At 64.3% G+C, this 26,273-nt stretch carries 26 protein-coding genes, 1 tRNA gene and 1 pseudogene; 7 read left to right on the forward strand and 21 right to left on the reverse strand.

Features of this window, described 5'->3' with window-relative positions; genetic code table 11:
• Positions 1-28 precede the first annotated feature (28 nt).
• Positions 29-739: an rRNA pseudouridine synthase gene (locus NYR97_RS01995; RefSeq protein WP_316696389.1), complete on the reverse strand. Its 711-nt coding sequence runs from the start codon at positions 737-739 to the stop codon at positions 29-31.
• 246 nt (positions 740-985) lie between these two features.
• Between NYR97_RS01995 and NYR97_RS02000 the strand changes: the two genes are divergently transcribed.
• Both NYR97_RS02000 and NYR97_RS02005 read left to right on the forward strand, forming a co-directional pair.
• The gene (locus NYR97_RS02000) at positions 986-1,192 is read left to right on the forward strand and encodes a hypothetical protein (protein ID WP_006448620.1); all 207 of its coding nucleotides are present in this window, start codon (positions 986-988) and stop codon (positions 1,190-1,192) included.
• Positions 1,193-1,719: 527 nt separating this feature from the next.
• Complete coding sequence (locus NYR97_RS02005) at positions 1,720-3,888, forward strand: methyl-accepting chemotaxis protein (protein WP_316696393.1); 2,169 nt, start codon at positions 1,720-1,722, stop codon at positions 3,886-3,888.
• Positions 3,889-4,090: 202 nt separating this feature from the next.
• Here NYR97_RS02005 and NYR97_RS02010 read toward each other — a convergent pair.
• Together NYR97_RS02010 and NYR97_RS02015 are read right to left on the reverse strand one after the other, a co-directional pair.
• Positions 4,091-4,363: pseudogene (locus NYR97_RS02010) on the reverse strand (GNAT family N-acetyltransferase); the annotation flags it as partial.
• Between the two features lie 32 nt (positions 4,364-4,395).
• Positions 4,396-5,022 (reverse strand): LysE/ArgO family amino acid transporter, encoded by a 627-nt coding sequence (locus NYR97_RS02015; protein WP_316697961.1) that lies wholly within the window; start codon positions 5,020-5,022, stop codon positions 4,396-4,398.
• Between the two features lie 106 nt (positions 5,023-5,128).
• On the opposite strand from NYR97_RS02015, the gene NYR97_RS02020 reads away from it, so the two are divergent.
• Positions 5,129-6,034, forward strand: coding sequence for a LysR family transcriptional regulator ArgP (locus NYR97_RS02020; protein ID WP_316696397.1), 906 nt, complete (start codon positions 5,129-5,131; stop codon positions 6,032-6,034).
• Positions 6,035-6,127: 93 nt separating this feature from the next.
• Here the strand turns inward: NYR97_RS02020 and NYR97_RS02025 are convergent, their stop codons facing one another.
• Both NYR97_RS02025 and NYR97_RS02030 read right to left on the reverse strand, forming a co-directional pair.
• Positions 6,128-6,487, reverse strand: coding sequence for a response regulator (locus tag NYR97_RS02025; protein ID WP_210763086.1), 360 nt, complete (start codon positions 6,485-6,487; stop codon positions 6,128-6,130).
• Entirely contained in the window at positions 6,484-7,491 is a 1,008-nt protein-coding gene (locus NYR97_RS02030) for a sensor histidine kinase (RefSeq protein ID WP_205394058.1), read from the reverse strand. Before NYR97_RS02030 ends, NYR97_RS02025 begins: the two co-directional genes overlap by 4 nt.
• Positions 7,492-7,797: 306 nt before the next feature.
• Between NYR97_RS02030 and queC the strand changes: the two genes are divergently transcribed.
• The 3 genes from queC (at position 7,798) to NYR97_RS02045 (ending at position 9,803) form a co-directional block, all read left to right on the forward strand.
• On the forward strand, positions 7,798-8,472 hold the full coding sequence (gene queC / locus NYR97_RS02035; protein ID WP_316696401.1) for a 7-cyano-7-deazaguanine synthase QueC: 675 nt from the start codon (positions 7,798-7,800) through the stop codon (positions 8,470-8,472).
• 47 nt (positions 8,473-8,519) lie between these two features.
• Positions 8,520-8,595, forward strand: a tRNA-Lys gene (locus NYR97_RS02040).
• 341 nt (positions 8,596-8,936) lie between these two features.
• Positions 8,937-9,803 carry an aldo/keto reductase family oxidoreductase gene (locus tag NYR97_RS02045; RefSeq protein WP_316696403.1) on the forward strand — a complete coding sequence of 289 codons (867 nt, stop codon included), beginning with the start codon at positions 8,937-8,939 and terminating at the stop codon, positions 9,801-9,803.
• 47 nt (positions 9,804-9,850) lie between these two features.
• On the opposite strand, the gene queE is transcribed toward NYR97_RS02045, so the two are convergent.
• From queE to aspS, 16 genes are all read right to left on the reverse strand, one after another.
• The gene (gene queE, locus NYR97_RS02050; RefSeq protein WP_205394055.1) at positions 9,851-10,534 is read right to left on the reverse strand and encodes a 7-carboxy-7-deazaguanine synthase QueE; all 684 of its coding nucleotides are present in this window, start codon (positions 10,532-10,534) and stop codon (positions 9,851-9,853) included.
• A 42-nt stretch (positions 10,535-10,576) separates the two neighbouring features.
• Positions 10,577-11,398 carry a tol-pal system protein YbgF gene (gene ybgF / locus NYR97_RS02055; protein WP_316696405.1) on the reverse strand — a complete coding sequence of 274 codons (822 nt, stop codon included), beginning with the start codon at positions 11,396-11,398 and terminating at the stop codon, positions 10,577-10,579.
• Between the two features lie 6 nt (positions 11,399-11,404).
• Positions 11,405-11,923 carry a peptidoglycan-associated lipoprotein Pal gene (gene pal / locus NYR97_RS02060; protein WP_006452380.1) on the reverse strand — a complete coding sequence of 173 codons (519 nt, stop codon included), beginning with the start codon at positions 11,921-11,923 and terminating at the stop codon, positions 11,405-11,407.
• A 56-nt stretch (positions 11,924-11,979) separates the two neighbouring features.
• Positions 11,980-13,299, reverse strand: a complete 1,320-nt coding sequence (tolB, locus tag NYR97_RS02065; protein WP_023904815.1) for a Tol-Pal system beta propeller repeat protein TolB — start codon at positions 13,297-13,299, stop codon at positions 11,980-11,982.
• Positions 13,300-13,456: 157 nt separating this feature from the next.
• Complete coding sequence (gene tolA, locus NYR97_RS02070; RefSeq protein WP_316696409.1) at positions 13,457-14,491, reverse strand: cell envelope integrity protein TolA; 1,035 nt, start codon at positions 14,489-14,491, stop codon at positions 13,457-13,459.
• Entirely contained in the window at positions 14,481-14,930 is a 450-nt protein-coding gene (gene tolR, locus NYR97_RS02075; RefSeq protein WP_006452377.1) for a protein TolR, read from the reverse strand. The genes tolA and tolR overlap by 11 nt, the downstream gene beginning before the upstream one ends.
• Positions 14,931-15,118: 188 nt before the next feature.
• Positions 15,119-15,898 carry a protein TolQ gene (gene tolQ, locus NYR97_RS02080; protein WP_006452376.1) on the reverse strand — a complete coding sequence of 260 codons (780 nt, stop codon included), beginning with the start codon at positions 15,896-15,898 and terminating at the stop codon, positions 15,119-15,121.
• Positions 15,899-15,909: 11 nt separating this feature from the next.
• The gene (ybgC, locus tag NYR97_RS02085) at positions 15,910-16,341 is read right to left on the reverse strand and encodes a tol-pal system-associated acyl-CoA thioesterase (RefSeq protein WP_205394051.1); all 432 of its coding nucleotides are present in this window, start codon (positions 16,339-16,341) and stop codon (positions 15,910-15,912) included.
• Positions 16,331-17,368, reverse strand: coding sequence for a Holliday junction branch migration DNA helicase RuvB (gene ruvB / locus NYR97_RS02090; RefSeq protein ID WP_006452374.1), 1,038 nt, complete (start codon positions 17,366-17,368; stop codon positions 16,331-16,333). Before ruvB ends, ybgC begins: the two co-directional genes overlap by 11 nt.
• A 178-nt stretch (positions 17,369-17,546) precedes the next feature.
• Positions 17,547-19,454, reverse strand: a complete 1,908-nt coding sequence (locus NYR97_RS02095) for a potassium transporter Kup (RefSeq protein ID WP_316696413.1) — start codon at positions 19,452-19,454, stop codon at positions 17,547-17,549.
• Positions 19,455-19,506: 52 nt separating this feature from the next.
• Positions 19,507-20,091: a Holliday junction branch migration protein RuvA gene (ruvA, locus tag NYR97_RS02100; RefSeq protein ID WP_023904818.1), complete on the reverse strand. Its 585-nt coding sequence runs from the start codon at positions 20,089-20,091 to the stop codon at positions 19,507-19,509.
• Between the two features lie 118 nt (positions 20,092-20,209).
• Positions 20,210-20,734, reverse strand: coding sequence for a crossover junction endodeoxyribonuclease RuvC (ruvC, locus tag NYR97_RS02105; RefSeq protein ID WP_316696418.1), 525 nt, complete (start codon positions 20,732-20,734; stop codon positions 20,210-20,212).
• Between the two features lie 129 nt (positions 20,735-20,863).
• Complete coding sequence (locus tag NYR97_RS02110; protein ID WP_316696420.1) at positions 20,864-21,592, reverse strand: YebC/PmpR family DNA-binding transcriptional regulator; 729 nt, start codon at positions 21,590-21,592, stop codon at positions 20,864-20,866.
• Between the two features lie 87 nt (positions 21,593-21,679).
• Positions 21,680-22,357, reverse strand: coding sequence for an esterase/lipase family protein (locus NYR97_RS02115; RefSeq protein ID WP_316696423.1), 678 nt, complete (start codon positions 22,355-22,357; stop codon positions 21,680-21,682).
• A 63-nt stretch (positions 22,358-22,420) separates the two neighbouring features.
• Positions 22,421-22,948: a GNAT family N-acetyltransferase gene (locus tag NYR97_RS02120; protein ID WP_316696424.1), complete on the reverse strand. Its 528-nt coding sequence runs from the start codon at positions 22,946-22,948 to the stop codon at positions 22,421-22,423.
• A gap of 488 nt (positions 22,949-23,436) precedes the next feature.
• Complete coding sequence (gene aspS / locus NYR97_RS02125) at positions 23,437-25,188, reverse strand: aspartate--tRNA ligase (RefSeq protein ID WP_316696426.1); 1,752 nt, start codon at positions 25,186-25,188, stop codon at positions 23,437-23,439.
• A gap of 157 nt (positions 25,189-25,345) precedes the next feature.
• On the opposite strand from aspS, the gene NYR97_RS02130 reads away from it, so the two are divergent.
• Positions 25,346-26,119, forward strand: a complete 774-nt coding sequence (locus NYR97_RS02130) for a DUF3011 domain-containing protein (RefSeq protein ID WP_205394045.1) — start codon at positions 25,346-25,348, stop codon at positions 26,117-26,119.
• The last annotated feature ends 154 nt before the right edge of the window (positions 26,120-26,273 follow it).

Genomic DNA, 26,273 nt, shown 5'->3' on the forward strand with positions numbered 1-26,273 from the left:
CCGCCAGCGTTGAACGCAAGCGGCACACTCAAAAACGCTCGCCCGCCGGCAGGTAGCGCCATTCGCCGATCGCCAGTTTGCCCAGCGAGATGCGGCCCACGCGCAAGCGCCGGATGCTCACCACGTCCAGCGCGACTTCCTTGCACATGAAGCGCAGTTGCCCGGGCTGCACATGTTTGATCGCAAAGCGCAGCCGCTCTTCGTTCTGCCAACTCACCTTGCACGGCGACAGGCTGCGCTGCTGATAGACCAGGCCATGCGCAAGCCGCGCCATGCCGTAGGGGCGCAGCTCGCCGCTGACTTCCACCAGGAATTCCTGCTCGATGGAGGTTGCATCGGCGCTGAGCCTGCGTAGCACGCGGCCATCCTGGCTCAGGACCAGCAAACCGCTGGCCTCGTCTTCCAGCGGCAACGGCGCGCTCAGACGCAGGAAATGCCGTTTCAGGACGCGCACGTTGGCCTGATCCAGACTGCTGCGCGCGGCCGGCACGGCCAACCCCAACGCGGCCTCGGCCGTCATTCCAGCAGGCTTGTGCAGCAGCAACGTGGCTGGCTCGGCAGGCGCAAGCACCGCATCGGCTGCCAGCGTCACCTGCGGCGCGGTGGTCAATGTCTGCGGCTCCTCGACCACCACACCGTCCACGCTGACCCAGCCGCCTTCGATGTACTGCTGGGCCTCGCCACGCGAGCAGCCGAACAGCGCAGCAACGCATTTGTCGAGACGGATCGGTTCGGACATCGGACGAGCTCAGCATCAGGGCACGGCAGTGTACGTGCTGGGTCCGTGGATGCGCGAGGTTGGCCTCACTGGCGCGGCGCTGAGGCTCTACCAGCAACTGGCGGTCCGTCGGCATCCATGTGAACGCCAACGAATCAGCGCCGTCACTGGGGTAGCCATGCAGGCTTCGCCCGGCACGTTGCTGCCATCGCGCTTCTGCCGCGCCCGACAAAATGGGAAACTGGGCGCTCACACAGGAGATTGCAGATGTTCATCAAATTCGGCACAACCCGGATCCGCCTTGCCCATATCTCCGTCGTCAACGACCCGTTCAACGCCGGCGAGAGCTTCGGTTCGTATTGCCACTCGGTGCGGGTCGGCCTGATCTCCGGCGACGAGGTGTTCGCACGCTTCAACAACGAGGCCGATGCCGAACAGCTTTACGCCAACGTCCTTGCCGCGCTGGAGAGTTGAGCGCAAGACAACACCCATCGCGCCATGCTTGCTGCGCGCGACGGCGCGATGCATCAGTGGCTCGCTAAAAAGTAGCCGGTACAGGCCGGCTCGCGATGTGCACGGGCAGGCTGCTCTGCTGCCCAACATCAACCGAATCGCTCGCGGCATTGATGCATGCGCAGCAATCCTGCGGTTCTCATCCGCCCATACCGCACACGTCAGCGAACTCGACCATTCGTCAGTTCCAATCGTTGGCTGTGCGCGCTGCGTTATCCACTTCAGCGCGTCGGTAAAACGTCGGAAAATCGTCCTGCCATTGGCACGCTTCGATCCAGCAATGACGCATTAAACAAGGCGCTTTTTGTGGGATGTCAGGCAACGGCGGACAGCTGTCGGGAAATTTCTTCCACGTCATGAATCCGTCATAAGCATTTCCAAATACAAGCCTTTAGCTCCTCACTCTCCGGCCGCTAGCTGGGCAAGACGCTTGAGTGGATGCACCCCGCATTCACTGAGCCCTTCAGCTGCACAACCTGGATGCGGTGATGAACCAATATCTGCAACACCTCAATGTCGGCCGCCGCTTGGGCGTGGCCTTCGGCATCTTGATCTTATTGTCCGGCCTGCTTGTGGCAACCGGCCTGGTCACCATGTCCACCGCCCGTCTCGAGTTGGACACCATCGTCAACAACAACATGGAGCGGATCAGACTCTCCACCGACATGCTGGACGCCAACACCAACGTGGCGATCGGCCTGCGCGACATCGTCATGGTGTCTGGCGATGCTGCCAACCGCAGCGCAATGGAGATGATCGAAAGCAACCGCGCCCGTTATAAGGCGGCGCACGATGCGCTGGCGGCCATGCCGAGCACCGACGGCGAAAAGAACGCGCTCAAGCTGGTGCAGGAAAAACGCGACATCTCCGTCAAGTACAACAACCAGATTCTCGAATACGGCATTCATGATCAGAACCAGGAGGCGCAGGCGCTGTTGCAGGGCGCCGCCGCGGTGGCGATGAATGAACAACAAGCCGCCATTCGCGCCAACGCAGCACTGGAAAGCCGCCTCAGCAAACAGGCCTATGCCGCAGCGGTGGCATCGATGCATCGCGGCAAGGTCACGCTCGCCAGTGGCGGCATTGCCGCGTTGGCCATCAGCGCCCTGCTTGCGTGGATGATCACGCGCAGCCTGACCATGCCGCTCAGCCAAGCCACCCGCACTGCCGAGGCCATTGCCGCCGGCAACCTGCAGAACGACGTCCACACCACCGCTACCGATGAAACCGGCCGCCTGTTGCAGGCAATGGACAAGATGCAGTTGCAGCTGCGCAACCTGATCGCCGCGCAGACCGACATGGCCAGGCATCACGACAATGGTCAGATCAGTTTCCGCATCGATGCCTCGGCATTCCCCGGCGATTACGGGCGCATGGCCAACGACACCAATTCGCTGGTCGCCTCGCATGTGGCGGTGCAAAACGATCTGGCCCGCATCATGGGGCGTTACGCCATCGGCGAACTCTCCGAAGACATGCAGCCACTGCCGGGCGAAAAAGCCGCTTTCAGCGACACCATGTCGCAGGTCAAGCTCAATCTGTCGGCGATGAATCACCAGATCAAGCACCTTGCCCAGTCGGCCGCCAATGGCGACTTCACAGCGCGTGGCGATGTCGAGCGTTTCCAATTCGATTTCCGCATCATGGTGGAAAGCCTCAATCATCTGATGTCCACCGCCGATGGCAATCTGCAGTCGCTATCGTCGTTGCTGCAGTCGATCGCCTCTGGCGATCTCACCGCACGCATGAGTGGCGAGTTCCGCGGCGTGTTTGCCCAGATGCGCGACGATGCCAACGCCACCGCCAGCCAGTTGGCGCAGATCGTCGGCAACATCCAGCAATCGGCGGTCTCGATCAACTCGGCTGCCAGTGAAATCGCTGCCGGCAATCAGGACCTGTCGCAGCGCACCGAGCAACAAGCGGCCAACCTGGAAGAGACAGCTGCCTCGATGGAAGAGCTGACGTCCACCGTCAAACAGAATGCAGAGAGCGCACGCGAGGCCAATCAGCTCGCGATCGGCGCCGCACGCGTGGCATCGCAAGGCGGCGAGGTGGTGGGCAAGGTCGTCCAGACCATGACCGGTATCGAAGCTTCGTCCAAAAAGATTGCCGACATCATCAGCGTCATCGATGGCATCGCGTTCCAGACCAATATCCTGGCCTTGAACGCAGCGGTGGAAGCCGCGCGTGCCGGCGAACAGGGACGCGGCTTTGCAGTAGTGGCATCGGAGGTGCGCACGCTCGCACAGCGTTCGTCTGGCGCGGCCAAGGAAATCAAGAGCCTTATCGACGATTCGGTGCAGCGTGTGGCCGAAGGCTCGGCGTTGGTGCACAGCGCTGGCAAGACCATGGGCGATGTGGTGGCCAGCGTGCAACGTGTGACCGACATCATGAGCGAGATCTCTGCGGCCTCGCAGGAGCAGTCCGCCGGCATCGAGCAGGTCAACCAGACCATCACGCATATGGACGAGGCCACCCAGCAAAACGCCGCGCTGGTGGAAGAAGCCACGGCCGCCGCACGCTCGATGGAAGAACAGGCTGTGCAGCTCACCGACGCGGTGGCGATCTTCAAGATCGATGCACGGCAGGCAAGCCAGGCACAGACGCGCGCCGCAGCACCGGTCGCGCATCTGTTGAACAAGGTCCGTAGCGCCTGAGGAATTGGGCGGTGAAATCAACGCCGCCCTCAACAGCGTCGTCGGCGTGGTTCCACTGACGACGCTGGCTGGGGCTTGCATAGATCCGCCCCCGGAATGTCGTCTACGAAAAGCGTCTGGCAAGGCGCTTTTCGTTGTTTCCGACCGTTTAAACCGCGGCCACGCAGATCACGTCCACGACTGCAGGCCTGATCAGCTGCTAGGCGCGCAGCAGCTTGCTATGGCCCTTGCCCTGATGCTCTGGCAGCACGAAGACATCGCCCAGATATGCAACCGTTGCGTAATCGGAAACCACCCGCGCGAACGCCACCTGAGCGCACTCCACAAACCCGCCAAAGCACAGCGAGTTGGCGATGGAGCGCTGCAGCAGCGACAACGGGATGTCCCTGGCCCACGTGGTGTGCTGCGACAGATAGCGGTGGATCATCGGCACATCGAGCTCGGACGTGTCGGTGCTAATGCGCAACGGCGGCATGACAGTGACTCCAGTCATAGGGGGGGGGGGCGTCAGAGTAGCGCAGCATGCGATGGCAGCAGCAACAAGGCGCACAGCACCAGCATGAACACCGCGATCGATGCGTCCAGTACGCGCCATGCGCGCGGATCACGAAAGGCCGGCTGCAGCAAACGCGCACCATATCCCAGGCTGGAGAACCAGGTAACACTGGCAAGGCACGCACCCGACGCAAACGCCCAGCGCAGCTGGCCTGGATAGCGCGCAGACACGCTGCCCAGCAGTACCATCGTGTCGAGATAGACGTGCGCATTGAGAAACGTGAATGCCAGGCAGGTGAGCATCGCGCGCTGCCAAGCCTGCGCGTCGCTTGCTGCCGGTGCCAGTGCTCCCTTGCCGTGCCAGGCCCTGCGTGCAGCCAGGATTCCGTACGCCGCCAGGAACGCAGCGCCGGCATAGCGAAGAACTTGCAGCACGTCCGGCCACTGCTTCACCAACGCACCGATCCCGGCGACGCCCAGCACGATCAGCACGATATCGCCGGCTGCGCAGATCAGCACGATCAGGCCCACATGCTGACGCTTGAGCCCCTGCCGCAACACGAACGCATTTTGTGCCCCGATCGCAATGATGAGACCTGCGCCAGCGATCAAGCCGGCCGCTGCTGCCTGAACGAACATATGCATCTTCCGAGAACCAGGTCTGCATCGTGACCGCAGCGAGCGATTCAGGAAAACTAAATATTCTGTAGGCTAGTTAGAAATTCTAATCCAGCAAGGAGATGCCATGGATCTGCTGCATCCACAGCTGGCGGCGTTCGCAGCCGTTCTGGAAGAAGGCAGCTTCGATGCAGCTGCGTATCGGCTGTCGGTCACTCCCTCGGCCATCTCGCAGCGCATCAAGGCACTCGAAGACCGGCTTGGCCAGGTACTGGTGATACGAAAAGCACCCTGCCGCCCCACCCCGGCGGGTGAACGCCTGTTACGTCGGGCAAGACCGATGCAGGTACTCGAAGCCGAGGCAATGGCCGACTTCCTGCCCGGCGACGGCGCAGCTGGACATCCACGCACCATTGCCATCGCCGTCAACGACGATTCACTGCAGACCTGGTTCCTGGCTGCACTGGCGTCCTTGCATCAAACGCATGGGTTTCTCTTCGACGTCCATGTGGACGACCAGGACCACACCCTGGAATTGTTGCGTGCGGGCACCGTGCTTGGCGCCGTCACCTCGGAGCGCAAGCCGCTGCAAGGCTGCAATGTCGACGCATTGGGTGTGATGCGTTACCACGCCATCGCATCGGCCGCCTTCGTTGCAAGGTATTTCGCGCAGGGTTTCAACGCTACGGCGCTGACGCGTGCGCCGATGCTGGTCTTCAACCGAAAAGACACGCTGCAAGCCCGCTTCGTCCGCCGCATCACGCGCGCGCAGGTGGCGCCACCGGTGCACTATCTCCCCACCTCCACCGGCTTCGTCGAAGCTGCAGCGCGTGGACTTGGATGGTGTCTGGCCCCGGACTCGATGGTCGTTCCGGCAGTCCGGGACAAGCAGGTGGTCATCATCGATCCCACGCGCTGGCTCGATTTGCCGCTGTACTGGCAACGCGCGGCAGTGCGCTCAAGCGCCTTGCACCATCTCGGCCAGGCACTGAGTAAGGCGGCAGCTGCCAGTTTGCTGGGCGGCAGGCAGTAGCTTTTGCTGTCGCGTGCACCCGCACGATGCCTCGATCCGGCAAAGCGTTATTCACTCGCTTTGGCTGACCTCGGCAATTTTCAAAAGCGCGGACTAGCCGGCGCTTGTCTGCTGCAGCAGCGCCAATGCGGCCTGCAGATCACGCAAGTGGAAGGGCTTCTGCAAACCGTGCCGATGCTGGAATTTCTCGGGGATGCCACCCACAGAATAACCAGTCACGAAAATATACGGCACTCCGCGGGCATCCAGTTCCTCGGCGATCGGAAAGGAATAGCTGCCGCCAAGATTGACGTCCAGCAACGCCAGATCAAGATTCCCCTTCTGCACTTCCTCAAGCCCCGCATCCACGTCTCCCACCGTCGCCGCGATCTCGTATCCCAGTTCGATCAAGCAGTCTTCCAGCAGCATGGCAACCACGGATTCGTCTTCGACCAACAAGACGCGCCCGGTCACGTGTGCGCCTCGACCAGCTCGGCCGGCAGCGGCATGCAGACACGGAACGAAACGCCCGCAGGGTCGAAAACGAGTTCGACATCGCCCTTGAGGTCGTGCTTCAAACCACGCTCCAGCAATCGGGAGCCGAAGCCTTTTCGCGTTGGTGGGCGGACGGCCGGCCCGCCGCGCTCCTGCCAGACCAGTTCGAGCTGCGCGTCTGCATCCTGCATTCTGCGTTCCCACGCGATCAGCACGCTGCCTTCCGGAACAGACAGGGCGCCGTGCTTGAGCGCGTTGGTACACAGCTCGTGCAGCGCCATCGATAGTGCCAACGCCCGCCGAGGATCGAGCCGACATGATTGGCCCTGCAGCGCGAAGCGCACGCCATCGTGCGATTCATACAGTGCGGCAGCATCGCGGGTCAGCTCGAGGATATCGGCACTGACCCAGTTCTCGCGGGTAAGCGTGTCATGGGCTCTGGAGAGCGCCAGCAGACGCGCATCGATCTTTTCTTGCGCATCCGCAAGGCTGGTCGCGTTATTGAACGACTGGCGAGCCAGCGACTGCACCATGATCAGCGAATTGTTGACGCGATGATTGAGCTCGTTGATCAACAACTGCAGGTGCTGCTCATGCTGCTTGTGTTCGGTGATGTCACGCGTGGCGCCAGCGATCGCCTCCACCTCGCCATCAGGCCCGAAGACCGGTGTAAAGATGTACTCGTACACACGCAGGCCCTTGGTGGTATGCGGAAACGGCACCTCGCCTCGCAGCGGCTGGCCGGTCGCCTTCACCTGCTCGATTTCGGTATCGTGCATTGCCGCATGCCAGGGCTCGTAGCCAATTTCAAGGCAGGTCTTGAGGTGCGCCTCTTCCCAGCGCATCCCCCACATCGTCAACAATGCCTCGTTGGCGTAGATAAAACGATGCTGGATATCGAACACGTACAGAAGGTCCGGAGTCGCTTGTAACAGCGCCTTGTAGATACGCGATTTCGCGGCGTCTTCCTGCTGGTCGGCCATCACGTCATGGACTCCGGATTCGACCCGCACAATAAACCGCTAACCGTGAACAAAAAATCATGCGGCCGCCACTGCAACGTTGACTGGATGGGCCGTGTGGCGATGTGGAATCCAGGAATCCGGGAATCCATGCAGTGTCTCTTTCAGCGGTATAGCGTCAATAAAAAGGCGCTCAGGACATTCAAACCCCAGGCCTCGACCGGATGCCAGAACTCCTTGGCAGGACCATGCGGCAATAGCGCGCTGTCGCCGTGCAACGCCGACCCTGCTAGCCTCTCCGCTTCCGTTGTTACAGCCTGATCCGTCATGAAAAAAGCCGTAGTTCTGTTGTCCGGTGGCATGGATTCCGCCGCCGTCGTCGCGCTCGCGCAGGAACAGGGCTTTGCCGTGCACGCCCTAAGCGTGCGCTACGGCCAGCGCCACACCTCCGAACTGGACGCGGCCGCACGTGTGGCCACCGCGCAAGGCGTCATCGCCCACAAGGTGGTCGACGTGGACCTGCGCAGCATCGGCGGCTCGGCGCTCACCGCCGACATCGACGTGCCCGATGCCGGCGGCGACGGCATTCCGGTTACCTATGTGCCTGCGCGCAACACCATCATGCTGTCGCTCGCGTTGGGCTGGGCCGAGGTGATCGGCGCCGACGACCTGTTCTGCGGCGTCAACGCGGTGGACTATTCGGGCTATCCCGACTGCCGGCCCGAGTTCGTCCGCGCCTTCGAAGTGCTGGCAAATCTGGCCACCAAGGCGGGCGTGGAAGGCGCCGGCCTGCGCGTGCATGCGCCGCTGCAGTTCCTCAGCAAGGCCGATATCGTCCGCGAAGGCGTGCGCCTGGGCGTGGACTTCGGCCTCACCGTCTCCTGCTACCGCGCCGACGCCGACGGACGCGCCTGCGGCCACTGCGACGCCTGCCGCCTACGCGCCGCCGGCTTCGCCGACGCCGGCATCCCCGACCCCACCCACTACGCCATTTCGTCTTGACGCCGGTGTAGGGTAGAATGCGCACCCCGGCGCACTGCCGGGACAGTGGGCCGTTAGCTCAGTCGGTAGAGCAGAAGACTTTTAATCTTTTGGTCGATGGTTCGAATCCATCACGGCCCACCAATCAAATCAGTCACTTGAAGAGCGCCTAAGGCGCTTTTTTTGTGCCTCCGGAAAACTAAACCGGTTCCGTGTCTAGCGCCGGCCGCATGCATCGCGCATCCGCGCGAGGATCAACAGGCGAACTCATGGTTTGTCGCCATTCAAGCCGCAGACAAGGTCCTTCAAGCCATCAAAACCTGAAACACCGACAGGTCCGGTCATACGAATATCTCAGCCGACGCCCCTGCGCCCATGCAGTGCAGGCCTCGGCAGCGATCAGCCAGGGCCACATCAAACGCGAATTCACAAGCCGCACCACGTTTCCTATCGTTGCTGGCTCAACGACACGCGAGCGCAACGCCATGACCAACATCGACAAAGCCGGAACGTTTCTCCTGGGTGACCGTCAGGTCACCCGCGTCGGCTACGGCGCAATGCAGCTTGCCGGCCCTGGCGTGTTCGGCCCGCCCAAGGATCGCGATGCGGCGTTGGCGGTGCTGCGCGACGCCATTGCGCTGGGCGTCAACCATATCGATACCAGCGATTTCTACGGGCCGCACATCACCAATCAGCTGATCCGCGAAGCACTGCATCCGTATCCGCACGATCTGACCATCGTCACCAAGATCGGTGGAGCGCGTGGCACGGATGGAGCGTGGCTGCCGGCTTATTCATCGCAGGAGCTGGTCAAGGCCGTGCATGACAACTTGCGCAACCTGGGCCTGGACGCGCTGGACGTGGTCAACCTGCGCGTGATGTTCAAGGCCCAGGAGCCGGCAGAAGGCTCCATTGCCGAGCAGTTGGAGACCTTGGTCAAACTGCAGCGCGATGGCCTGGTGCGGCATATCGGCATCAGCAACGTCACTGCAACGCAAGTGGCCGAGGCGCGCGCCATCACCGACATCGTCTGTGTCCAGAACATGTACAACATCGCGCATCGACACGACGATGAAATTATCGACGCGCTCGCACGCGACGGCATCGCTTACGTGCCGTTCTTCCCGCTTGGCGGCTTCTCGCCGTTGCAATCGTCCACGCTTGCCGCTGTTGCCGAGCGCCTGGCCGCAACCCCGATGCAGGTGGCACTGGCATGGCTGCTGCAGCGCTCACCCAACATCCTGCTGATTCCGGGGACGTCGTCGGTGGCGCATCTGCGCGCGAATCTATTTGCAGCAGAGCTGAAACTTCCGGCCGATGCCGTCGACGAGTTGAACCAGATCGCGGCGTAAAAACGCGGGCGATTGCGTCTTGGCAAGCGGCGCCTGACAACCGGGCTTCAGCGCCCTGGTTCGTCGTTCCACAGCAACTTGTGCAACTGCATCTGGAACCGCACTGGCAGACGATCGGCAACGATCCAGTCTGCCAGCTGCCGAGGCGTCACTTCGCTTTTGCTGGGCGAAAACCACACCGTGCAGCGACGGTCCAGCGCATGCGCGGCGACAATCTCGCGCGACCATTCGTAATCGGCGCGGCTGCAGATCACGAATTTGATCTGGTCGCGCGCGGTCAGTAATGGCAGGTTGTCCCAGCGGTTGCGCTGTTCTTCGCCGGAGGCGGGCGTCTTGATGTCCACCACGCGCGAGACGCGTGGATCGACTGCGGATACATCCAGTGCACCAGAGGTCTCCAGCGAGACATCAAGGCCGGCGTCGCACAGTTTCTGCAGCAGCACCAGGCAGCGCTTCTGCGCCAACGGCTCGCCGCCGGTCACGCAGACGTGGCGCACGCCGTGGCTGGAAACCTCGGCGACGATCGCATCGATATCGTGCCACTCACCGCCATGGAAGGCGTAAGCGGTGTCGCAGTAGTGGCAGCGCAGCGGGCAGCCGGTCAGGCGCACGAATACGGTCGGCCAACCGGCAGCCTCGGCCTCGCCTTGCAACGACAAAAAGATTTCGGTGATCTTCAATCGCGGCAATGGCGATTGGACGATCTCGCTGGGGACGGCGGCGGCGTTCATAGGCAAAGTATGCGCCGCGCCCGAAGGCGCCGACGCGCGGGCTCAGCGCAGTTGCTGGCCGAGACGGATGGACTGCAGGCGTTCCTGGGCGACACGCGCCGCATCGGAGCCGGGATACTGCGAGACAACCTGCTGCAAGGTCTGCTGGGCTTCGTCGTTCTTGCCTTCGCCATACTGCGACAGGCCGAGCTTCAACAAGCCGCCAGCGGCCTTGTCATGCGTGGGATAGCGGCCGACGAGATCGCGAAACTGCGCCTCGGCCAGCTGAAAATTTCGGGTGGCGTAATAGCTTTCGCCCAACCAATACAACGCATTGGGGGTGTAAACGCCGTTCGGATAGAGCTCCAGAAAGCTCAGGAACAGTTGCGACGCATCGTCGTACTTGCCGTTCTTCAACGCATCGAACGCCACGTTGTAAGCCGTGCGTTCTTCGTTACTGACGGTCAGCGTGCCGGAGTCGCCATGCACACTGGGCGGCTTCTCGGAAGTTGCCGCCGCTGCAGGCCGCGCGGCCGGAGCCGGGGCTGGGGTGACGCTGCCGGCAGCCGGTGGCAATGGCGGCGTTGTTGCACCACCTGCACCTTCCAACCGATTCAGACGCCCGTCCAGGTCCAGATACTGGTCCTTGGACTGTTGTTTGAGTTGTTCGTTGTCGTGCTGCAGCTGTTCCACCGTCGCTCGCAATCCCTGCAGGTCAGAACGCGCCTGCTGTAGCTGATTGAGAAGATCGTTGTTGGCCTGACTGTTGGCCTGCTGCTGCTCGAGAACGGCAACACGATCAGCGAGACTGGCTCGCTGCGCGTAAGCCGGCGCGGCGACCACAAGGGCCGCCGCGACGAACAGAGATGTCACTCGAAAGCGCATCGCTTCTTACTGAGCCGTGTACACGATTTCGACGCGACGGTTCTGCGACCAGCAGCTTTCGCTGGTTTCGGTGCAGACCGGACGCTCTTCACCGTAGCTGACGACGGTCAGCTGGCTGGCGGAACCGCCAGCAGCCTGCAGCGACGAGGACACGGCATTGCCGCGACGCTCGCCCAGGCCCATGTTGTACTCACGCGAGCCGCGCTCGTCGGCATTACCCTGCAGGGTGATGCGCGAGGAAGGACGGTCACGCAGGTACTTGGCGTGGCAAGCCATGATGGCCTGGAATTCCGGCTTCAGGGAGTCCTGATCCAGATCGAAGTAGACAACGCGCTGGCGCAGGCAGGCATCGGTATCCAGGTCGCCCGGGCCGTACAGGCCTGAGGTTGCCGGGCCGGTGGGAACGGAGGAACCGGTGGTGGTGTCGGTCGGAGCAGGCGGAGTTTCCTTCACCTTTTTCGAGCAACCAGCCAGCACGGCAACAGACAGCAGGGAGACAAGCAAGACGCGGGTGGACTTGTTCATGGGATACCTATGGTGGCTCCTGGGCCAATGGGGTTTAACGCAGCGAAATATTAACATTAATGCGCGGTTCGGTAAGGCCCCCATGCGGGTTCTCTTACATCACCATCGGCCAGGACCAGACGCTGGCGGACCCGAGCGTCGGAAGAGACGGCATACAGCACGCCCCGGCCACCCTCGCGAGCGGCGTACAGAATCATGCTGGCGTTGGGCGCGAAGCTCGGGGATTCGTCCAGCGAACCCGGCGAGATCGTGCTCCAGCTGGGCGAACCCAGGCTGCGATCCATCATGGCGATACGGTAGGTATTGCCGCTGCCCTGCGCCACGGCGACCTTCTTGCCGTCGAACGAGACGCTGGCAGTGGCGTTGTAATTGCCCTGGAAGGTCACGCGGTTGGCGCTACCGCCGCTTGCAGCCACCTGATAAATCTGCGGGCGACCGCCGCGATCGGAGGTGAAGTAGATGCTGCCGCCATCCGGCGCCCAGGTCGGCTCGGTGTCGATGCCGAAGTGGTTGGTCAGCTGGGTTAGCTGCTTGCTGCCCAGATCCATCACGTAGATCTCCGGGTTGCCGCTGCGCGACAGCGCCAGCGCAAGGCGACGGCCATCGGGCGAGAACGAGGGTGCACCATTGATGCCGCGGAAGCTGGAGACCAGTTCACGCGCACCAGTGGAGATGTCCTGCAGATAGATCGACGAATTGCCGCGCTCGAAGCTCACATAGGCCAGCTTCTTGCCGTCCGGGCTCCAGTTCGGCGACAGCAACGGCTCGGCAGAACGCACGATGGTCTGCGGGTTGTAGCCATCGGAATCGGCCACCATCAGCGCAAAACGCATCGAACCGCCGCTACCGCTGGCAGTGACATAGGCAATGCGGGTCCAGAACGCGCCACGCACGCCGGTGATCTTTTCGTAGATCGCATCGGCCATCTGATGCGAGACATCGCGCATCGCATTGGCGCGTGCGGTCATCGCCAGGCCAAGCAGGCGTTCGCCCTTGGCCACGTCGAACAGTTCGTACTCGACGCGGTAAGCGCCTTCGCCGGCATCCATCACGCGGCCGACCACGATGTAGTTCTGCTTGAGCGTGCGCCAGGTCTGGAACTGCACCTCGGTCCCGCGGGTCGGCTTTTCGACGATCTGCGCGGCCGGCAAGGTCCGGAACTGACCGGAGCGGTCAAGATCGGCGCCAACCACGGCCGCCACATCGGTCTGCGGCGCGGTGCCGGAGCCTTGGTAAGCCATCGGAATGACAGCGATCGGCGTAGCCGAAGCGCTACCGCCGACGATATCGATAGTGAGCCCCTGCTGCTGCGCGAGAGCACTCAGCGGAAGCAACAAGGCGGTCAGGGCAGCTAACCAACGCAGCGGTTTTTTCATGGACGGCTCGGATCGGGCAGGAAAAGTGTGCAAGAGATACCAATCAACGAGTGAACATACTCGCAATCGTGAACGAGACAGCGTGAAAGTGGAGCGAGTGGCCGCAGACAGCACGACACCTCTGTATTGCCAACCGACCGCTCGTCCAGACCGGCCGTTACTGATCCTGCGCAGTGAACACAAAGGTCAGATTGCGCTGGAACACCGATTCGTAGCCGCGATACGGCAGCGGCTGTGCGCTCAACACGGCGGCCTCGATCGAGCGTTGGCCGGCCTCGTCGTACGGGCAGCCCGGCGCGACCTTGGCTTCCATCACCTGCCCGCCCGGCAATTGGCGGATGTTGATGGTGCATTTCTGACCCGGCGGCACCGACGGCGGGCGCACCCACTGCCCCAACACCTTCTGCTGGATGGCCGCAGCGTACTTGGCCGACAGATCGGTATTGGTACCGCCCTGCCCTGCCGTCGGCTGTGCGGTGGCAGCGGCGGCCGAAGATGCCTGTTGCGCACGTGCAGCGGCCACCTGGCGCAGCTTCTGCTCGGCCAGCGCAGCTTCCTTGGTGGCCTGTTCGCGCTGCCGGCGGATATCGGCAATCTTCTTCTGGCGTTCGGCATCTTCGGCCTGCTGTGCGGCAGCCTGCTTCTTCTTGGCGTCGGCCTCTTCCTGCTGCTTGGCCAGGCGCAGCTTCTGCTCGGCCTCTTCCTGGCGTTTGCGCTCGGTGAGGTCGATCTGCTCCTGGCGACGCTTGGCTTCCTGTTCCTGCTTGGCCTTTTCCGCCGACAGCGCGAGTGCGTCGACGCGCTCCTGATCGACCTTGTCCGGCTGGGCCACGCGCTCCTGTGCCTGCGCCTGTTGCGGCGTGGGCGCATCCTGCGGGCGTGGCTCGGGGATCGGCTGCGGTGGCGGCACGCTTTCTTCCGGCGCCGGTTCGGGCACCGGTGCAGGCGGCGGCGTCTCCACCGGGGTCGCCTTCAACGCCTGCCGCGCAACGCGCGCTTCGGCTGCGGACACGTCCAGCGAGGCTTCCATGCTGGGATCGCCAGCGGCCGGTTCTACCGAACGTTCGGGTGACCACAGCCAGCCGGCGATGAACACCAGCGCGACCAGCACATGCACGACCAGGGCCAAAGCGACCGGTCGGAACCAGCCATCCTCGCGCGCGGTCTGGGTGGGGAGTGCGTCAGCGTGCATCGCTACCTGCAGCACCGCCAGAGTCGGAAATCAGGCCGACCTTTTCGACCTTGGCCTGCTTGAGCACGTCGATGGCGTCCATGATCTTCTGATACGGCGCGGCGCGATCGCCGGCCACCACCACGCGTGCCTCTTTGTCCTGGGCCACGATGGCGGCCAGCTGCGCCTGCAGCGCGGCCACGTCCATCGCCTGCGGCTTGCCCTTGGGCAACTGCAGTGCGAGCTGGCCGTCGGCGGCAACCACCACCACGATCGGGTCCTGCTTGCTCTCCAGCGCCTTGGCGCGCGAGCTCGGCAGGTTGACGTCGGTGCTCAGGGTCAACAGCGGCGCGGTCACCATGAAGATGATCAACAGCACCAGCATCACGTCGATGTACGGCACGACGTTGATGTCGGATTTGAGCTTGCGCTTCTTACGGCGGGAAATACTGGAAATCATCGCGACACGTTCCTATTTAATCCCCCGCACATGGATGTGCGGGCTCTTGCGAGGGACTCGCCCATCCGATCCCTCGCACATGCGTGTGCGCACTGTCGCGAGGGCCTTGCCCATCCTGTCCCCGCACACGAAGGTGCGCGCGTCTGCGAGGCACTCGCATGCAAGCCGGCTGTTGCGAGGCAGCGGCATCACTCGTCGGCGCCGGCCTGGCGCTGCAGGATCGAGCTGAACTCGTCGGCGAAGGTTTCGTAACGCACCGACAGCCGTTCCACGCGGGTGGTGAAGCGGTTGTAGGCCCACACCGCCGGAATCGCCACGAACAGGCCGATGGCGGTGGCGAACAAGGCTTCGGAAATACCCGGTGCCACGGCAGCGATACCGGCCTGCTCGCCGCTGCTGACCATGTCGTGCATGGTCACCATGATGCCGAACACGGTGCCGACCAGACCCACATACGGCGCGGTGGAGCCGATATTGGCCAGCAATTCGAGATTGCGCTCGAGCTGGTCGACCTCGCGGGTGAAGGCGGTGCGCATGGCGCGCTGGGCGCCTTCCAGCTGCACCCGGCCATCCAGGCGACGGCGATCGCGCAGGCGCGAAAATTCGCGGAAGCCGCTTTCGAACATCGACTCCAGACCGCCGACGGTGCGGTTGCGATCGGTGGCCGAGGCATAGAGCTTGGCCAGATCGGCGCCGGACCAGAAGCGGTTTTCGAACTCGTCCGCCTCGCGGTTGGCCTGCTTGAAGGCGCGCGCCTTGCGGAAAATGATCACCCAGCTGATGAACGAGCCGATCAGCAGCAACAGCACGATGATCTTGACCGGGATGCTCGCCCGCAGGATCAACTCGACATAGTTGATGCCGCTGTTGTGCGCCACGCTGGCGGTCTGTGCCGCAGCGGCGGCAACGTCCTGCGGTAGTGCTTCCACTACCGTGTCCTGCAGGGCCAGGAGCAATGCAATCGACATCCGTTTGTTCCTCAGTCTTCTGATTCTGTGGTTTCTAAAGCTTTCAACACATCGTAGAGCGCATCGTCCATCCCGCGCGGACGGAAGTCGCTGGCACCGAGTGCGGCAATGCGCACCTGCGCGGTCAGCAGCACTTCACCCTCGCGACGCACCGACTGCGCGAACAGCAGGCTGGCACGTTTGCATCTGAGCAACACCGCCGACACCGACAGCGCGTCGTCGAGCCGGGCCGGTTTGAGGAAATCCAGTTGCATCGAGCGGACCGCGAACACCAGATCGTGCTGCTGGCGCAGGCGTTCCTGCCCGTAACCGGCCGCGCGCATCCACTCCGTGCGCGCACGCTCCATGAAGGCGACGTAGCGCGCGTGGTAGACCACCCCACCTGCGTCGGTATCTTCCCAATACACGCGTGTCGGCCAACTGAATCGGGGATCAACCGACATCCTCGTCCTCCACGAACAGGTCCGGTGCCGGCGCGGCCTTGGGCTTGAGCCCGAGGTGGCGATAGGCCTTGTTGGTCGCCATGCGCCCGCGCGCGGTACGGATCAGAAAGCCCTGCTGGATCAGATAGGGCTCGATCACGTCTTCCAGGGTGCCACGTTCTTCCGACAGCGAGGCGGCCAGCGATTCCACCCCGACCGGGCCGCCGTCGAAGTGATCGACGATCACCCGCAGCATGCGCCGGTCGAGCTCGTCAAAACCTTCCGGGTCGACCTTGAGCATCTGCATCGCTGCCTGCGCCACCGGCAGATCGATATGACCGGACGCCTTGACCTGGGCGAAGTCGCGCACCCGCCGCAGCAGCCGATTGGCGATGCGCGGGGTGCCGCGCGCGCGGCGTGCGATCTCGGCGGCGCCATCGGGCGTGCAGTCGATGCCCAGGATTGCGGCAGAGCGGATCACGATGCGGGTCAGCTCTTCCGGCGAATAGAACTCCAGCCGCTGCACGATGCCGAAGCGGTCGCGCAATGGCGCGGTCAGCAGGCCGGCACGGGTGGTGGCACCGATCAGGGTGAACGGCGGCAGGTCGATCTTGATCGAGCGCGCGGCCGGGCCGTCGCCGATCATGATGTCGATCTGGAAATCTTCCATCGCCGGATACAGCACTTCTTCCACCACCGGCGAGAGCCGGTGGATCTCGTCGATGAACAGCACGTCGTGCGGTTGCAGGTTGGTCAGCAGCGCGGCCAGATCACCGGCTTTTTCGATCACCGGGCCGGAGGTCGAACGCAGGCTCACCCCGAGCTCGTTGGCGATGACATGACTGAGCGTGGTCTTGCCCAGGCCCGGCGGGCCGAAGATCAACACGTGATCCATCGCTTCGCCACGCGCCTTGGCCGCCTGGATGTAGATATCCATCTGCTCGCGCACCGGCTGCTGGCCGAGATAATCGGCAAGTCGCTTGGGGCGGATGCTCGCATCGGCGGCATCGTCTTCGCGGGTGGCGCTGCTGGCGATGATGCGGTCCATTGAAAAGCCGGGAATGGGGAATCGAGAATGGGGAATCGAGCGGACAATAGTAGCGGTTACCGGCACGGCTGGTGCCCTTTTCAGCCGCCGCCGAGTGTCTCGGGCTGGCGCAGGCCGTTGCTTTTCCTATTCCCCATTCCCGCCTCCCGATTCCCAAGGCCGCGACGCTGTCGCGGCCTCAGATCTCGACCTGCGCGCCCAACTCCACCAACCGGTTGCCGGGGATGCGGAAGAAACCTGTCGCCGGGGCGGCGTTGCGATGCATCAGCGCGAACAACTTGTCGCGCCAGATCGGCATGCCGCGGTTGGCGCTGGCCACGATGGTCTCGCGGCTGGCGAAGAAGGTGGTGTCCATCGGGTCGAAATGGATGCCGCCCTGGTCGCAGGAACGCATCAATGCCAGCGGCACGTCGGGGGTTTCCATGAAGCCGAAGCGCACGTAGACGCGATAGAACTCGTCGCCGATCGATTCGATCTGCAGGCGCTTGTCGGCCGGCGCATACGGAATCGGCAAGGTATCGACGTTGAGGAAGATGTTGCGCTCGTGCAGCACCTTGTTGTGCTTGAGGTTGTGCATCAGCGCATGCGGCACGACCATCGGGTCGGCGGTGAGGAACACCGCCATGCCCGGCACGCGCGCCGGCGGGGCCAGCATCAGGCCCGGCAAAAAGCTGTCGATGCGGATACCGTCCTTGCGGATTTCCTCGCGCAGCAGCGCACGGCCACGGCGCCAGGTGCGCATCAGGGTGAACACCACGATGCCCAGCGCCAGCGGGAACCAGGCGCCCTGCAGCAACTTGGCGCCGTTGGCGATGACGAAGGCCAGCTCGATGATGAAGAACACCACGCACAGCGGCAGCACCCAGTTGCGCCAGCGCGGCCACAACGAGCGCGCCACCAGCGCCAGCAGCAAGGTGTCGATCAACATGGTCATCGACACCGAGATGCCGTAGGCCACCGCCAGATTGGTGGAGCTGCGGAAGATCAGCACCAGCGCGATCACCATCACCATCAACAGCCAGTTGATGCCGGGCACATAGATCTGCCCGATGGTGGTGCGCGAGGTGTGCTTGATCAGCATGCGCGGGATGTAGCCCAGCTGCATCGCCTGGCGCGCCACCGAATACGCACCGGTGATCACCGCCTGCGAGGCGATCACCGCCGCCAGCGTGGCCAGGATGATCATCGGATACAGCGCCCAGCCCGGCACAGCCTCGAAGAATGGGTTCTTCAGCGCCGACGGATGATTGAGCACCAGCGCGCCCTGGCCCAGGTAATTGAGCAGCAGCATCGGCAGGACGAAGAAATACCAGCCGTGGCGGATCGGCTTGGCGCCGAAGTGGCCCATGTCCGCATACAAGGCTTCGCCACCGGTCACGGCCAGCACCACGGCGCCGAGAATGAACACCCCGTGCCAGCCATGCTCCATGAAGAAGCGGATCGCCCACCACGGGTTGAAGGCCTTCATCACTTCCGGCGCATCGACGATGTTCCAGATGCCGATCGCCCCCAGCGACAGAAACCACAGGCAGGTGATCGGGCCGAACACCTTGCCGACCTTTTCGGTACCGAAGCGCTGCACCATGAACACCACCAGCAGCACCACCACGGTGATCGGCACGATGAAGGGATGCAGGCTGGGCGCGGCGATTTCCAGGCCCTCCACTGCGCCCATCACCGAGATGGCCGGGGTGATCACGCCATCGCCGAAGAACAGCGAGGCGCCGAAGATGCCCAGGATGCCGACCACATACGCCGAGCGCGACCCGTTGCGCATGGTGCGCTGGGTCAGCGCCATCAGCGCCATGATGCCGCCCTCGCCCTCGTTGTCGGCGCGCATGATGATGGTGACGTACTTTAGCGTCACCGTGACCATCAGCGCCCAGAACGCCAGCGACAGCACGCCCAGCACGGTGTCGTGATCGCTGGTCAGCCCGTAGTGCGGCGAGAACGCCTCCTTGAGGGTGTACAGCGGACTGGTGCCGATATCGCCGAAGACGACGCCGATGGCGCCGATGACCAAGGCCATATGGCTATTGGCAGGCGCATGGCCGTGGCCAGCTGCGGGAGTGGGGGTCTGGGACATGAAGTGGGCAGGGTATCGCCAAGTGGCGTGAAGGAGAGGAAGACAGCGCAGCCTAGCGGAGCGCGGCCTGGAGGGCCTTGCGAATGACCGTGGCGACTTCGTCGCCTTCTGCCCCGGCCTCGCGTGCCATGCGTGCGGCCTCGGCCGGCTTGTAACCCAGTTGCTGCAAGGCCACCGTGGCTTCGGACACCGCATCCGGGCCGAGCTGGCCGGTGATCGGCGCACCGCTGCTGAAGTCGGCGGCGCGGTCGCGCAGCTCCACCACCATGCGCTCGGCGGTTTTCTTGCCGATGCCGGGGATGCGGGTCAGCGCGGTGATGTCGCCGCTGGTGATCAGGCGGGCGAACTCGTCCACGCTGACCCCGGACAACACCGCCAGCGCGATCTTGGCGCCGATGCCGGTGACCTTCTGCACGTCGCGGAACAGCCTGCGCTCGCCTTCGCGCAGGAACCCGTACAGCGACACGCTGTCTTCCTTCTGCGCGTAGTGGGTGAACAGGATCACGTCGCGCCCGACATCGGGCAGGTCGTAGAAGGTGCTCATCGGCGCCTCCAGCTCATACCCCACCCCGCCCACATCGATCACCAGCCACGGCGGCTGCTTGTAGGCCAGGATCCCGCGCAGGCGGCCGATCATTGGGCACCGCCTTGGCGGTGCCGGGAATCGGGAATCGGGAATCGGGAATCGCAAGAGCGCTCGCTGCCCTGGACTCTGCTGTTGCTATTCCCGATTCCCGATTCCCGATTCCCGATTCTCATTTCTTGCGGCTCCAGGCCTGTTGGGTATTGACGCCCAGGCGTTGCGCGGTGGCGCGCACGTGGGCGTGAGTGATGGCCACTGCCAGTGCGTCGGCGGCGTCGGGCTGCAGCTTGCCTTTCAGGTTGAGCATGATGCCGACCATGTGCTGGACCTGCACCTTGTCCGCCCCGCCCTTGCCGACCAGCGCCAGCTTGATCTCGGTGGCAGCGTACTCGTGTACCGGCAGGTCGCGCAGCACGACCGCGCAGATCGCCGCACCGCGCGCGTGGCCGAGCTTGAGCGCCGAGTCGGCACTCTTGCCCATGAAGACCTTTTCGATCGCCACTTCCTGCGGCCGGTAGGTGTCGATCACCTCGCCCAGCCCGTGCAGCAGGCGCTTGAGCCGCTGCGCAAAGTCGCCCTCGCCCAGCAGCACCAGCGGCGCGTGATAGACATGCCGGCTGCGACCGCTCTCGTCGATGTCGATGACGCCAACCCCGGTGCGCTGGGAGCCGGGGTCGATGCCCAGGATGCGGGTCATCGAGGGGCCGGGAATTGGGAGTCGGGAATCGGGAATGGGTAACGCGGCCTCCTGGCGTGCTCGACGCTGCCGAGCAATGCAGGATGCGGCTGTTTCGATTCCCGATTCTCCATTCCCAATTCCCGGCGCTTACGCGCCGAGCGCCGCTTGATCGACGTTCGAATACACGTCCTGCACGTCGTCCAGGTCTTCGAGCATGTCGAGCAGCTTGCGGACCTGCACGGCGGTGTCGCCGTCGACGGCGATGTCGTTTTCGGCGCGGAAGGTGATCTCCGCATGCACCGGCTCCAGGCCGGCGGCGGCGAGCGCCTGCTTGACCTGAGCAAAGGCGTCCGGGGCAGTCAGCACGTCGATGGCGCCGTCTTCCGGGTAGACCACCACGTCGTCGGCGCCGGCTTCGATCGCCGCGTCGGTGAGGGTGTCCTCGTCGGTGCCGGCCGCAAAGCTGAGCACGCCCAGGCGCTTGAACATGAAGGCCACCGAGCCGTCGGTGCCCATGTTGCCGCCGCACTTGCTGAAGGCATGGCGCACGTCGGCCACCGCGCGCACGCGGTTGTCGGTCAGGCAGTCCACGATCACCGCCACGCCGCCGGGGGCGTAACCCTCGTAGCGCACTTCCTCGTATTCCACGCCTTCCAGCTCGCCGGTGGCTTTCTTGATGGCGCGCTCGATCACGTCCTTGGACATGTTCGCCGACAAGCCCTTGTCCACCGCCACGCGCAGGCGCGGGTTGTTGGACGGATCGCCACCGCCGCCGCGCGCGGCCACGCTGATCTCGCGGATGATCTTGGTGAACATCTTGCCGCGTTTGGCGTCGGAGGCGTTCTTGCGGCCTTCGATGGAGGGGCCTCTACCCATGGGTGATTCCAGACTGGCTTGGATGACAGGGCGCGGATTTTACCTGATTGCTCGCCCGCACCGGGGCGGCAGCGTTCAGTGGCGGACTCAGTGGCGAAATCGGCCGGTCCGCAGGAAGCTCAGCGCCTGCTGCGCGGCCTCGGGCGAGCGCAACACACCGCTATGGCTGGCGGGCACCACGCAATGGTCGCGCAGCCCGGGCAGGCGGGTTTCGGCCAACGCCACGGTGCCGTCCGAGCCGCCGTCCAGCGGCGCCAGCCAGCGCCCGACCCCACGCGCCACATTGCCGGCGACCTGACCGATCTCGGCCTCGCCCTCCCATTGCACAAACCCTTGCTGCAGCAAGCTCGCGCTACGCCCCAACGCCCACTGCCCGCCACGTTGGGCCAGGCCGCGCGCGGCGGCGCTGCCGCATAACGGCGAGCCCAGACAGACCACGCGGCGTACCGGCAGCTCGGGCGCGGCGCGCAGGGCCTGCAACGCCATCAGCCCGCCCAGGCTGTGACAGACCAGCAGTTGCGCGCCGGTCGTCTGCAGGCGTTCGATCAGCTGCGGTACCGCATGCGCGGGGCCGCCGAGCACGCTGGCGTAGCCGAACAGCGCAGGCGCCAGGCCCTCTGCACGCAGGCGACGCGCGAGCGGCAGCAGCCAGTGCGCGGTATTCCAGATGCCGTGCACCAGCAGCACGTCGGCGGTGGCGGTGGTCGGTGCAGTGCGCGCAGTGCGTCTGGATGCAGCTGGAAATGCAGAGGAACTGCTGGGCATCAGCAAGGTTTCCAGGACGTGGCGCGCGATCGCCGGGCTGCTGCGGACGGCGCCTGCATGCGCTCAGTCGGCCGCGACGATCGGCTTGCGGCGCAGGATGTGCTCGCGATCGACAATCTTGCCGACCGGGAAGTCGTACTCCCCGACTTTCTCGAATCCGTAGCGGGCGTAAAAGCGTTGCGCGCCGAAATTTTCCGACCACACGCCGATCCACAGCGTGCGTGGGCCGTTGCGTTCAAGCCATTCCATCGTGGTTTCGAACAGGCGGCTGCCCCAGCCGCTGTTCTGGTAGTCCTTCAGCAGATACAGCCGCTTGAGCTCTCCATCGCCGGGGCGCACGTCTTCATGCGGCAGCCCGCACGGCCCGGCGGCGGCATGGCCGACCAGCAGGTTGTCCATCTCCAGCAGCCAGATCGCGTAGTCCGGATGCGCCAGCACGATGCGCGCGCGCTCGACCGCATAGGTCTCTTCGAGAAAACCGCGCAGGTCTTCTTCCGGATACAGATGCCCGAAGGTTTCGGTAAAGGTTTGCGCGGCCAGCAGCGATAACGCTTCGGCATCGTCCGGTGTGGCGCGGCGGATGCGGGTCATGCGGAGCCTCTCGTGCCATGTGGACATGGCAGCTTCTCGCATGCAGATGCGCTACCGCAAGCGGGGATTGGGGATTGGGGATTGGGGATTGGGGATTGGGGGATTGGGGGAATCGGGAATCGGGAATCGGGAAGCGGGAAGCGGGAAGCGGGAAGCGGGAAGCATCTGCGATGCGTGGATTCCGCGTGTGCAGGATTCGGCGTGGGCGCTGACGGGTTCAACCAAGCGCGCACGACCGGCTCCGCATGGCACCGCGCAGGAAAGATAAACACTGCGAGGGATGGCTATCTACTTGCGGAGCTCAGGCGCGCTTGGGACGGATCTACAGGACGCACTGCCGCCGGTGATCGGCGGCGGCTGGACGGCGGTGCCCCGTGCGCAACACCCAGCCCTGGCGCTAACGGTTCCACCAAAGCGCGCAGCGCTGGCTGCGCTGGGCGCCTTGTACAGATGACCACGCACACGGCATGGCCATCTGCTAGCCCAGGTCAGACCTGCTTCGGCCGCACCTGCACGTGCACTTCGGCCAGCTGCTCGGCCGGGATCGGCGACGGGGCGTCGGTCATCAGATCCTGCGCGCCAGTGGTCTTGGGGAACGGGATCACGTCGCGGATCGATTCGGTGCCGGCCATCAATGCAGCAATGCGGTCGATGCCGAAGGCGATGCCGCCGTGCGGCGGTGCGCCGTAGTTCAGCGCATCCAGCAGGAAGCCGAACTTGGCGCGCGCTTCGTCGGCGCCGATGCCAAGCAGCTCGAACACCGCGCTCTGCATGTCCGGGCGATGGATACGGATCGAGCCGCCGCCGATTTCATTGCCGTTGAGCACCATGTCGTAACCGCGCGAGACCGCCGTGCGTGCGTTGGCGCGCAGGTCGGCGATGTCGTCCACGGCCGGTGCGGTGAAGGGGTGATGCAGGGCCACGTAGCGCTGCGCCTCCTCGTCCCATTCGAACATCGGGAAGTCGGTGACCCACAGCGGCGCCCAGGTGTCGGCGACCAGCTTGAAATCCTTGCCGGCCTTCAGACGCAATGCACCCATGAAATCGGACACGGTGCTGTAGCCGCCGGCACCGAAGAACACGATGTCGCCGTTGCCGGCACCGACGTGCGCGAGCAGCGCAGCAAACGCCTCTTCGGAGAAGAACTTGGCGATCGGCGAGCTGACTTCGCCGGTTTCCGACAGCTTGATGTAGGCCAGGCCCTTGGCGCCGTATTTGGCGGCGTGCGCGGCGTACTCGTCGATCTGCTTGCGCGACAGCGCGGCACCGCCGGGGATACGCAGCGCGGCCACGCGGCCGTCGGCATCGTTGGCGGCGGCGGTGAACACCGGGAATTCGCTGGACTCGACCAGCTCGGCCACGTCGACCAATTCCAGCGCGATGCGCAGGTCCGGCTTGTCCGAGCCGTAGCGACGCATCGCCTCGGCCCAGGTCATGCGCGGGAACTGCGCGGCCAGATCGACGTCCACCACTTCCTTGAAGATGGCGCGGATCATGTCTTCGACAAAATCCTGCACGTCGCGCTCGCGCACGAAGGCGAACTCCATGTCGAGCTGGGTGAATTCCAGCTGGCGATCGGCACGCAGCGCTTCGTCGCGGAAGCAGCGCGCGATCTGGTAGTAACGGTCGAAGCCGGCCACCATCAGGATCTGCTTGAACAGCTGCGGGCTCTGCGGCAAGGCGTAGAACTCGCCCGGATGCATGCGCGCCGGCACCAGGAAGTCGCGTGCGCCTTCCGGGGTGGCCTTGGTCAGGATCGGGGTCTCGATGTCCTGGAAATCGCGCGCATCCAGATGCCGGCGCAGCGCCTGCACCAGCTTGATGCGGGTGCGCTGCATGCGCTGCATCTCCGGGCGGCGCAGGTCCAGATAGCGGTACTTCAGGCGGGTTTCTTCGCCCGGATTTTCGTGCGCGTGGAACGGCAGCGGCGCGGCCTTGTTGAGGATGGTGATACGCGTGGCGATCACTTCGACCTTGCCGCTGCGCAGCTTGTCGTTGACCGCATGCCGCGCACGCACCACGCCTTCGACCTGCAGCACGTCCTCGTAGCCCAGGCTGGCGGCCACCGGGAACACCTCGGCGTTCTCGGGTTCCACCGTCACCTGCACGATGCCTTCGTGGTCGCGCAGGTCGATGAAGCACACGCCGCCCAGGTTGCGGGCCACGTCGGTCCAGCCGGCGAGAGTGACGGTTTGGCCGATCATGGTCTCGTCGACCAGGCCGCAGAAGTGGGTACGCATCGAAAGCTCCGCTGAAAACCCGACACAGGACAGCGCCGGAGAGCCGGATATTCTGGGGCCGGCGGGCGACAGGAGCAAATGCGCAGGCGCTCATGGTCGCTTAAGTCGCCGCCCGGCTGAATAGGCGCAACGCCCCTCCCGCACCAAGGACGACACGATGCTGCGCACTGCCCTGCTGCTCTCCGGCTTCGGCCTGATCTCCCTGACCGGCCTGCTCACCAGTGCCCCTGCCGCAGCGCAGGACCGCGGCTGGAACGGCCCCAGCATCACCTGCTCCAGCAACGACAACCGCCGCCGCGAGTGCGATACGCCGTTCCGCGGCCGCGCGGTGCTGGTCGAAAACATCTCCGGCACGCGCTGCATCGAAGGCCGCAACTGGGGCAGCGACCGCGGCCGCGTGTGGGTGGACAACGGCTGCCGCGCGCGCTTTGTGGATGGCCGCAACGGGAGCGGCGGCTGGGGCGGCAACAACGGCGGCGGCGCTGGCGGGGTGGCCGGCACGGTGCGCTGCGAGAGCAACGACCAGCGCCAGAAGATCTGCGATACCGGTTGGCGCCGCGCCATGCTGGTGCGCCAGCTCTCCAACACGCCCTGCGTGGAAGGCCGCAACTGGCGCCAGGACGGGGGCCGGATCTGGGTGGACGACGGCTGCCGGGGCGAGTTTGCGCAAGCGCGCGGTGGCGGTTGGGACCGTGGCGATGGCGGCTATGGTGGCCGCGACGAGCGCCCGCGTAACGATTACGCCATCAGCTGCGCCAGCGACGACCGCCGCCTGCGCACCTGCGCCTGGGATGGCCGCTACGGACGTCCGGTGCTGACCCGCCAGTTGTCGGACACCCGCTGCGAAGAGGGCCGCAGCTGGGGTTACGACGAGCGCCGCGCGACGGTGTGGGTGAATGACGGTTGCCGGGCGCGGTTCGAGGCGCGTTGAGTCGGCGCGCGGGCCGGTCCTGGATCCGGATCGGCCTGGGCCCTCCACCTGTCATCGATCGATTGGCGGATGACACGCGTTCCCGGCGGGATCGTGCGCTACCGCGACTCCGCTTGATCAGGTCTCCAGCTGGAGACGCTCGTCTTGAAACTCA

Origin of the sequence: Xanthomonas hydrangeae, from assembly GCF_032697525.1 — a bacterium.
Taxonomy (GTDB): domain Bacteria; phylum Pseudomonadota; class Gammaproteobacteria; order Xanthomonadales; family Xanthomonadaceae; genus Xanthomonas; species Xanthomonas hydrangeae.

Bases quoted from the DNA above. Each gene is read 5' to 3' on its own strand.
- NYR97_RS01995 (WP_316696389.1), bottom strand. From the start codon at position 739: ATGTCCGAACCGATCCGTCTCGACAAATGCGTTGCTGCGCTGTTCGGC.
- NYR97_RS02000 (WP_006448620.1), top strand. From the start codon at position 986: ATGTTCATCAAATTCGGCACAACCCGGATCCGCCTTGCCCATATCTCC.
- NYR97_RS02005 (WP_316696393.1), top strand. From the start codon at position 1,720: ATGAACCAATATCTGCAACACCTCAATGTCGGCCGCCGCTTGGGCGTG.
- NYR97_RS02015 (WP_316697961.1), bottom strand. From the start codon at position 5,022: ATGTTCGTTCAGGCAGCAGCGGCCGGCTTGATCGCTGGCGCAGGTCTC.
- NYR97_RS02020 (WP_316696397.1), top strand. From the start codon at position 5,129: ATGGATCTGCTGCATCCACAGCTGGCGGCGTTCGCAGCCGTTCTGGAA.
- NYR97_RS02030 (WP_205394058.1), bottom strand. From the start codon at position 7,491: ATGGCCGACCAGCAGGAAGACGCCGCGAAATCGCGTATCTACAAGGCG.
- queC (WP_316696401.1), top strand. From the start codon at position 7,798: ATGAAAAAAGCCGTAGTTCTGTTGTCCGGTGGCATGGATTCCGCCGCC.
- NYR97_RS02045 (WP_316696403.1), top strand. From the start codon at position 8,937: ATGACCAACATCGACAAAGCCGGAACGTTTCTCCTGGGTGACCGTCAG.
- queE (WP_205394055.1), bottom strand. From the start codon at position 10,534: ATGAACGCCGCCGCCGTCCCCAGCGAGATCGTCCAATCGCCATTGCCG.
- ybgF (WP_316696405.1), bottom strand. From the start codon at position 11,398: ATGCGCTTTCGAGTGACATCTCTGTTCGTCGCGGCGGCCCTTGTGGTC.
- pal (WP_006452380.1), bottom strand. From the start codon at position 11,923: ATGAACAAGTCCACCCGCGTCTTGCTTGTCTCCCTGCTGTCTGTTGCC.
- tolB (WP_023904815.1), bottom strand. From the start codon at position 13,299: ATGAAAAAACCGCTGCGTTGGTTAGCTGCCCTGACCGCCTTGTTGCTT.
- tolA (WP_316696409.1), bottom strand. From the start codon at position 14,491: ATGCACGCTGACGCACTCCCCACCCAGACCGCGCGCGAGGATGGCTGG.
- tolR (WP_006452377.1), bottom strand. From the start codon at position 14,930: ATGATTTCCAGTATTTCCCGCCGTAAGAAGCGCAAGCTCAAATCCGAC.
- tolQ (WP_006452376.1), bottom strand. From the start codon at position 15,898: ATGTCGATTGCATTGCTCCTGGCCCTGCAGGACACGGTAGTGGAAGCA.
- ybgC (WP_205394051.1), bottom strand. From the start codon at position 16,341: ATGTCGGTTGATCCCCGATTCAGTTGGCCGACACGCGTGTATTGGGAA.
- ruvB (WP_006452374.1), bottom strand. From the start codon at position 17,368: ATGGACCGCATCATCGCCAGCAGCGCCACCCGCGAAGACGATGCCGCC.
- NYR97_RS02095 (WP_316696413.1), bottom strand. From the start codon at position 19,454: ATGTCCCAGACCCCCACTCCCGCAGCTGGCCACGGCCATGCGCCTGCC.
- ruvA (WP_023904818.1), bottom strand. From the start codon at position 20,091: ATGATCGGCCGCCTGCGCGGGATCCTGGCCTACAAGCAGCCGCCGTGG.
- ruvC (WP_316696418.1), bottom strand. From the start codon at position 20,734: ATGACCCGCATCCTGGGCATCGACCCCGGCTCCCAGCGCACCGGGGTT.
- NYR97_RS02110 (WP_316696420.1), bottom strand. From the start codon at position 21,592: ATGGGTAGAGGCCCCTCCATCGAAGGCCGCAAGAACGCCTCCGACGCC.
- NYR97_RS02115 (WP_316696423.1), bottom strand. From the start codon at position 22,357: ATGCCCAGCAGTTCCTCTGCATTTCCAGCTGCATCCAGACGCACTGCG.
- NYR97_RS02120 (WP_316696424.1), bottom strand. From the start codon at position 22,948: ATGACCCGCATCCGCCGCGCCACACCGGACGATGCCGAAGCGTTATCG.
- aspS (WP_316696426.1), bottom strand. From the start codon at position 25,188: ATGCGTACCCACTTCTGCGGCCTGGTCGACGAGACCATGATCGGCCAA.
- NYR97_RS02130 (WP_205394045.1), top strand. From the start codon at position 25,346: ATGCTGCGCACTGCCCTGCTGCTCTCCGGCTTCGGCCTGATCTCCCTG.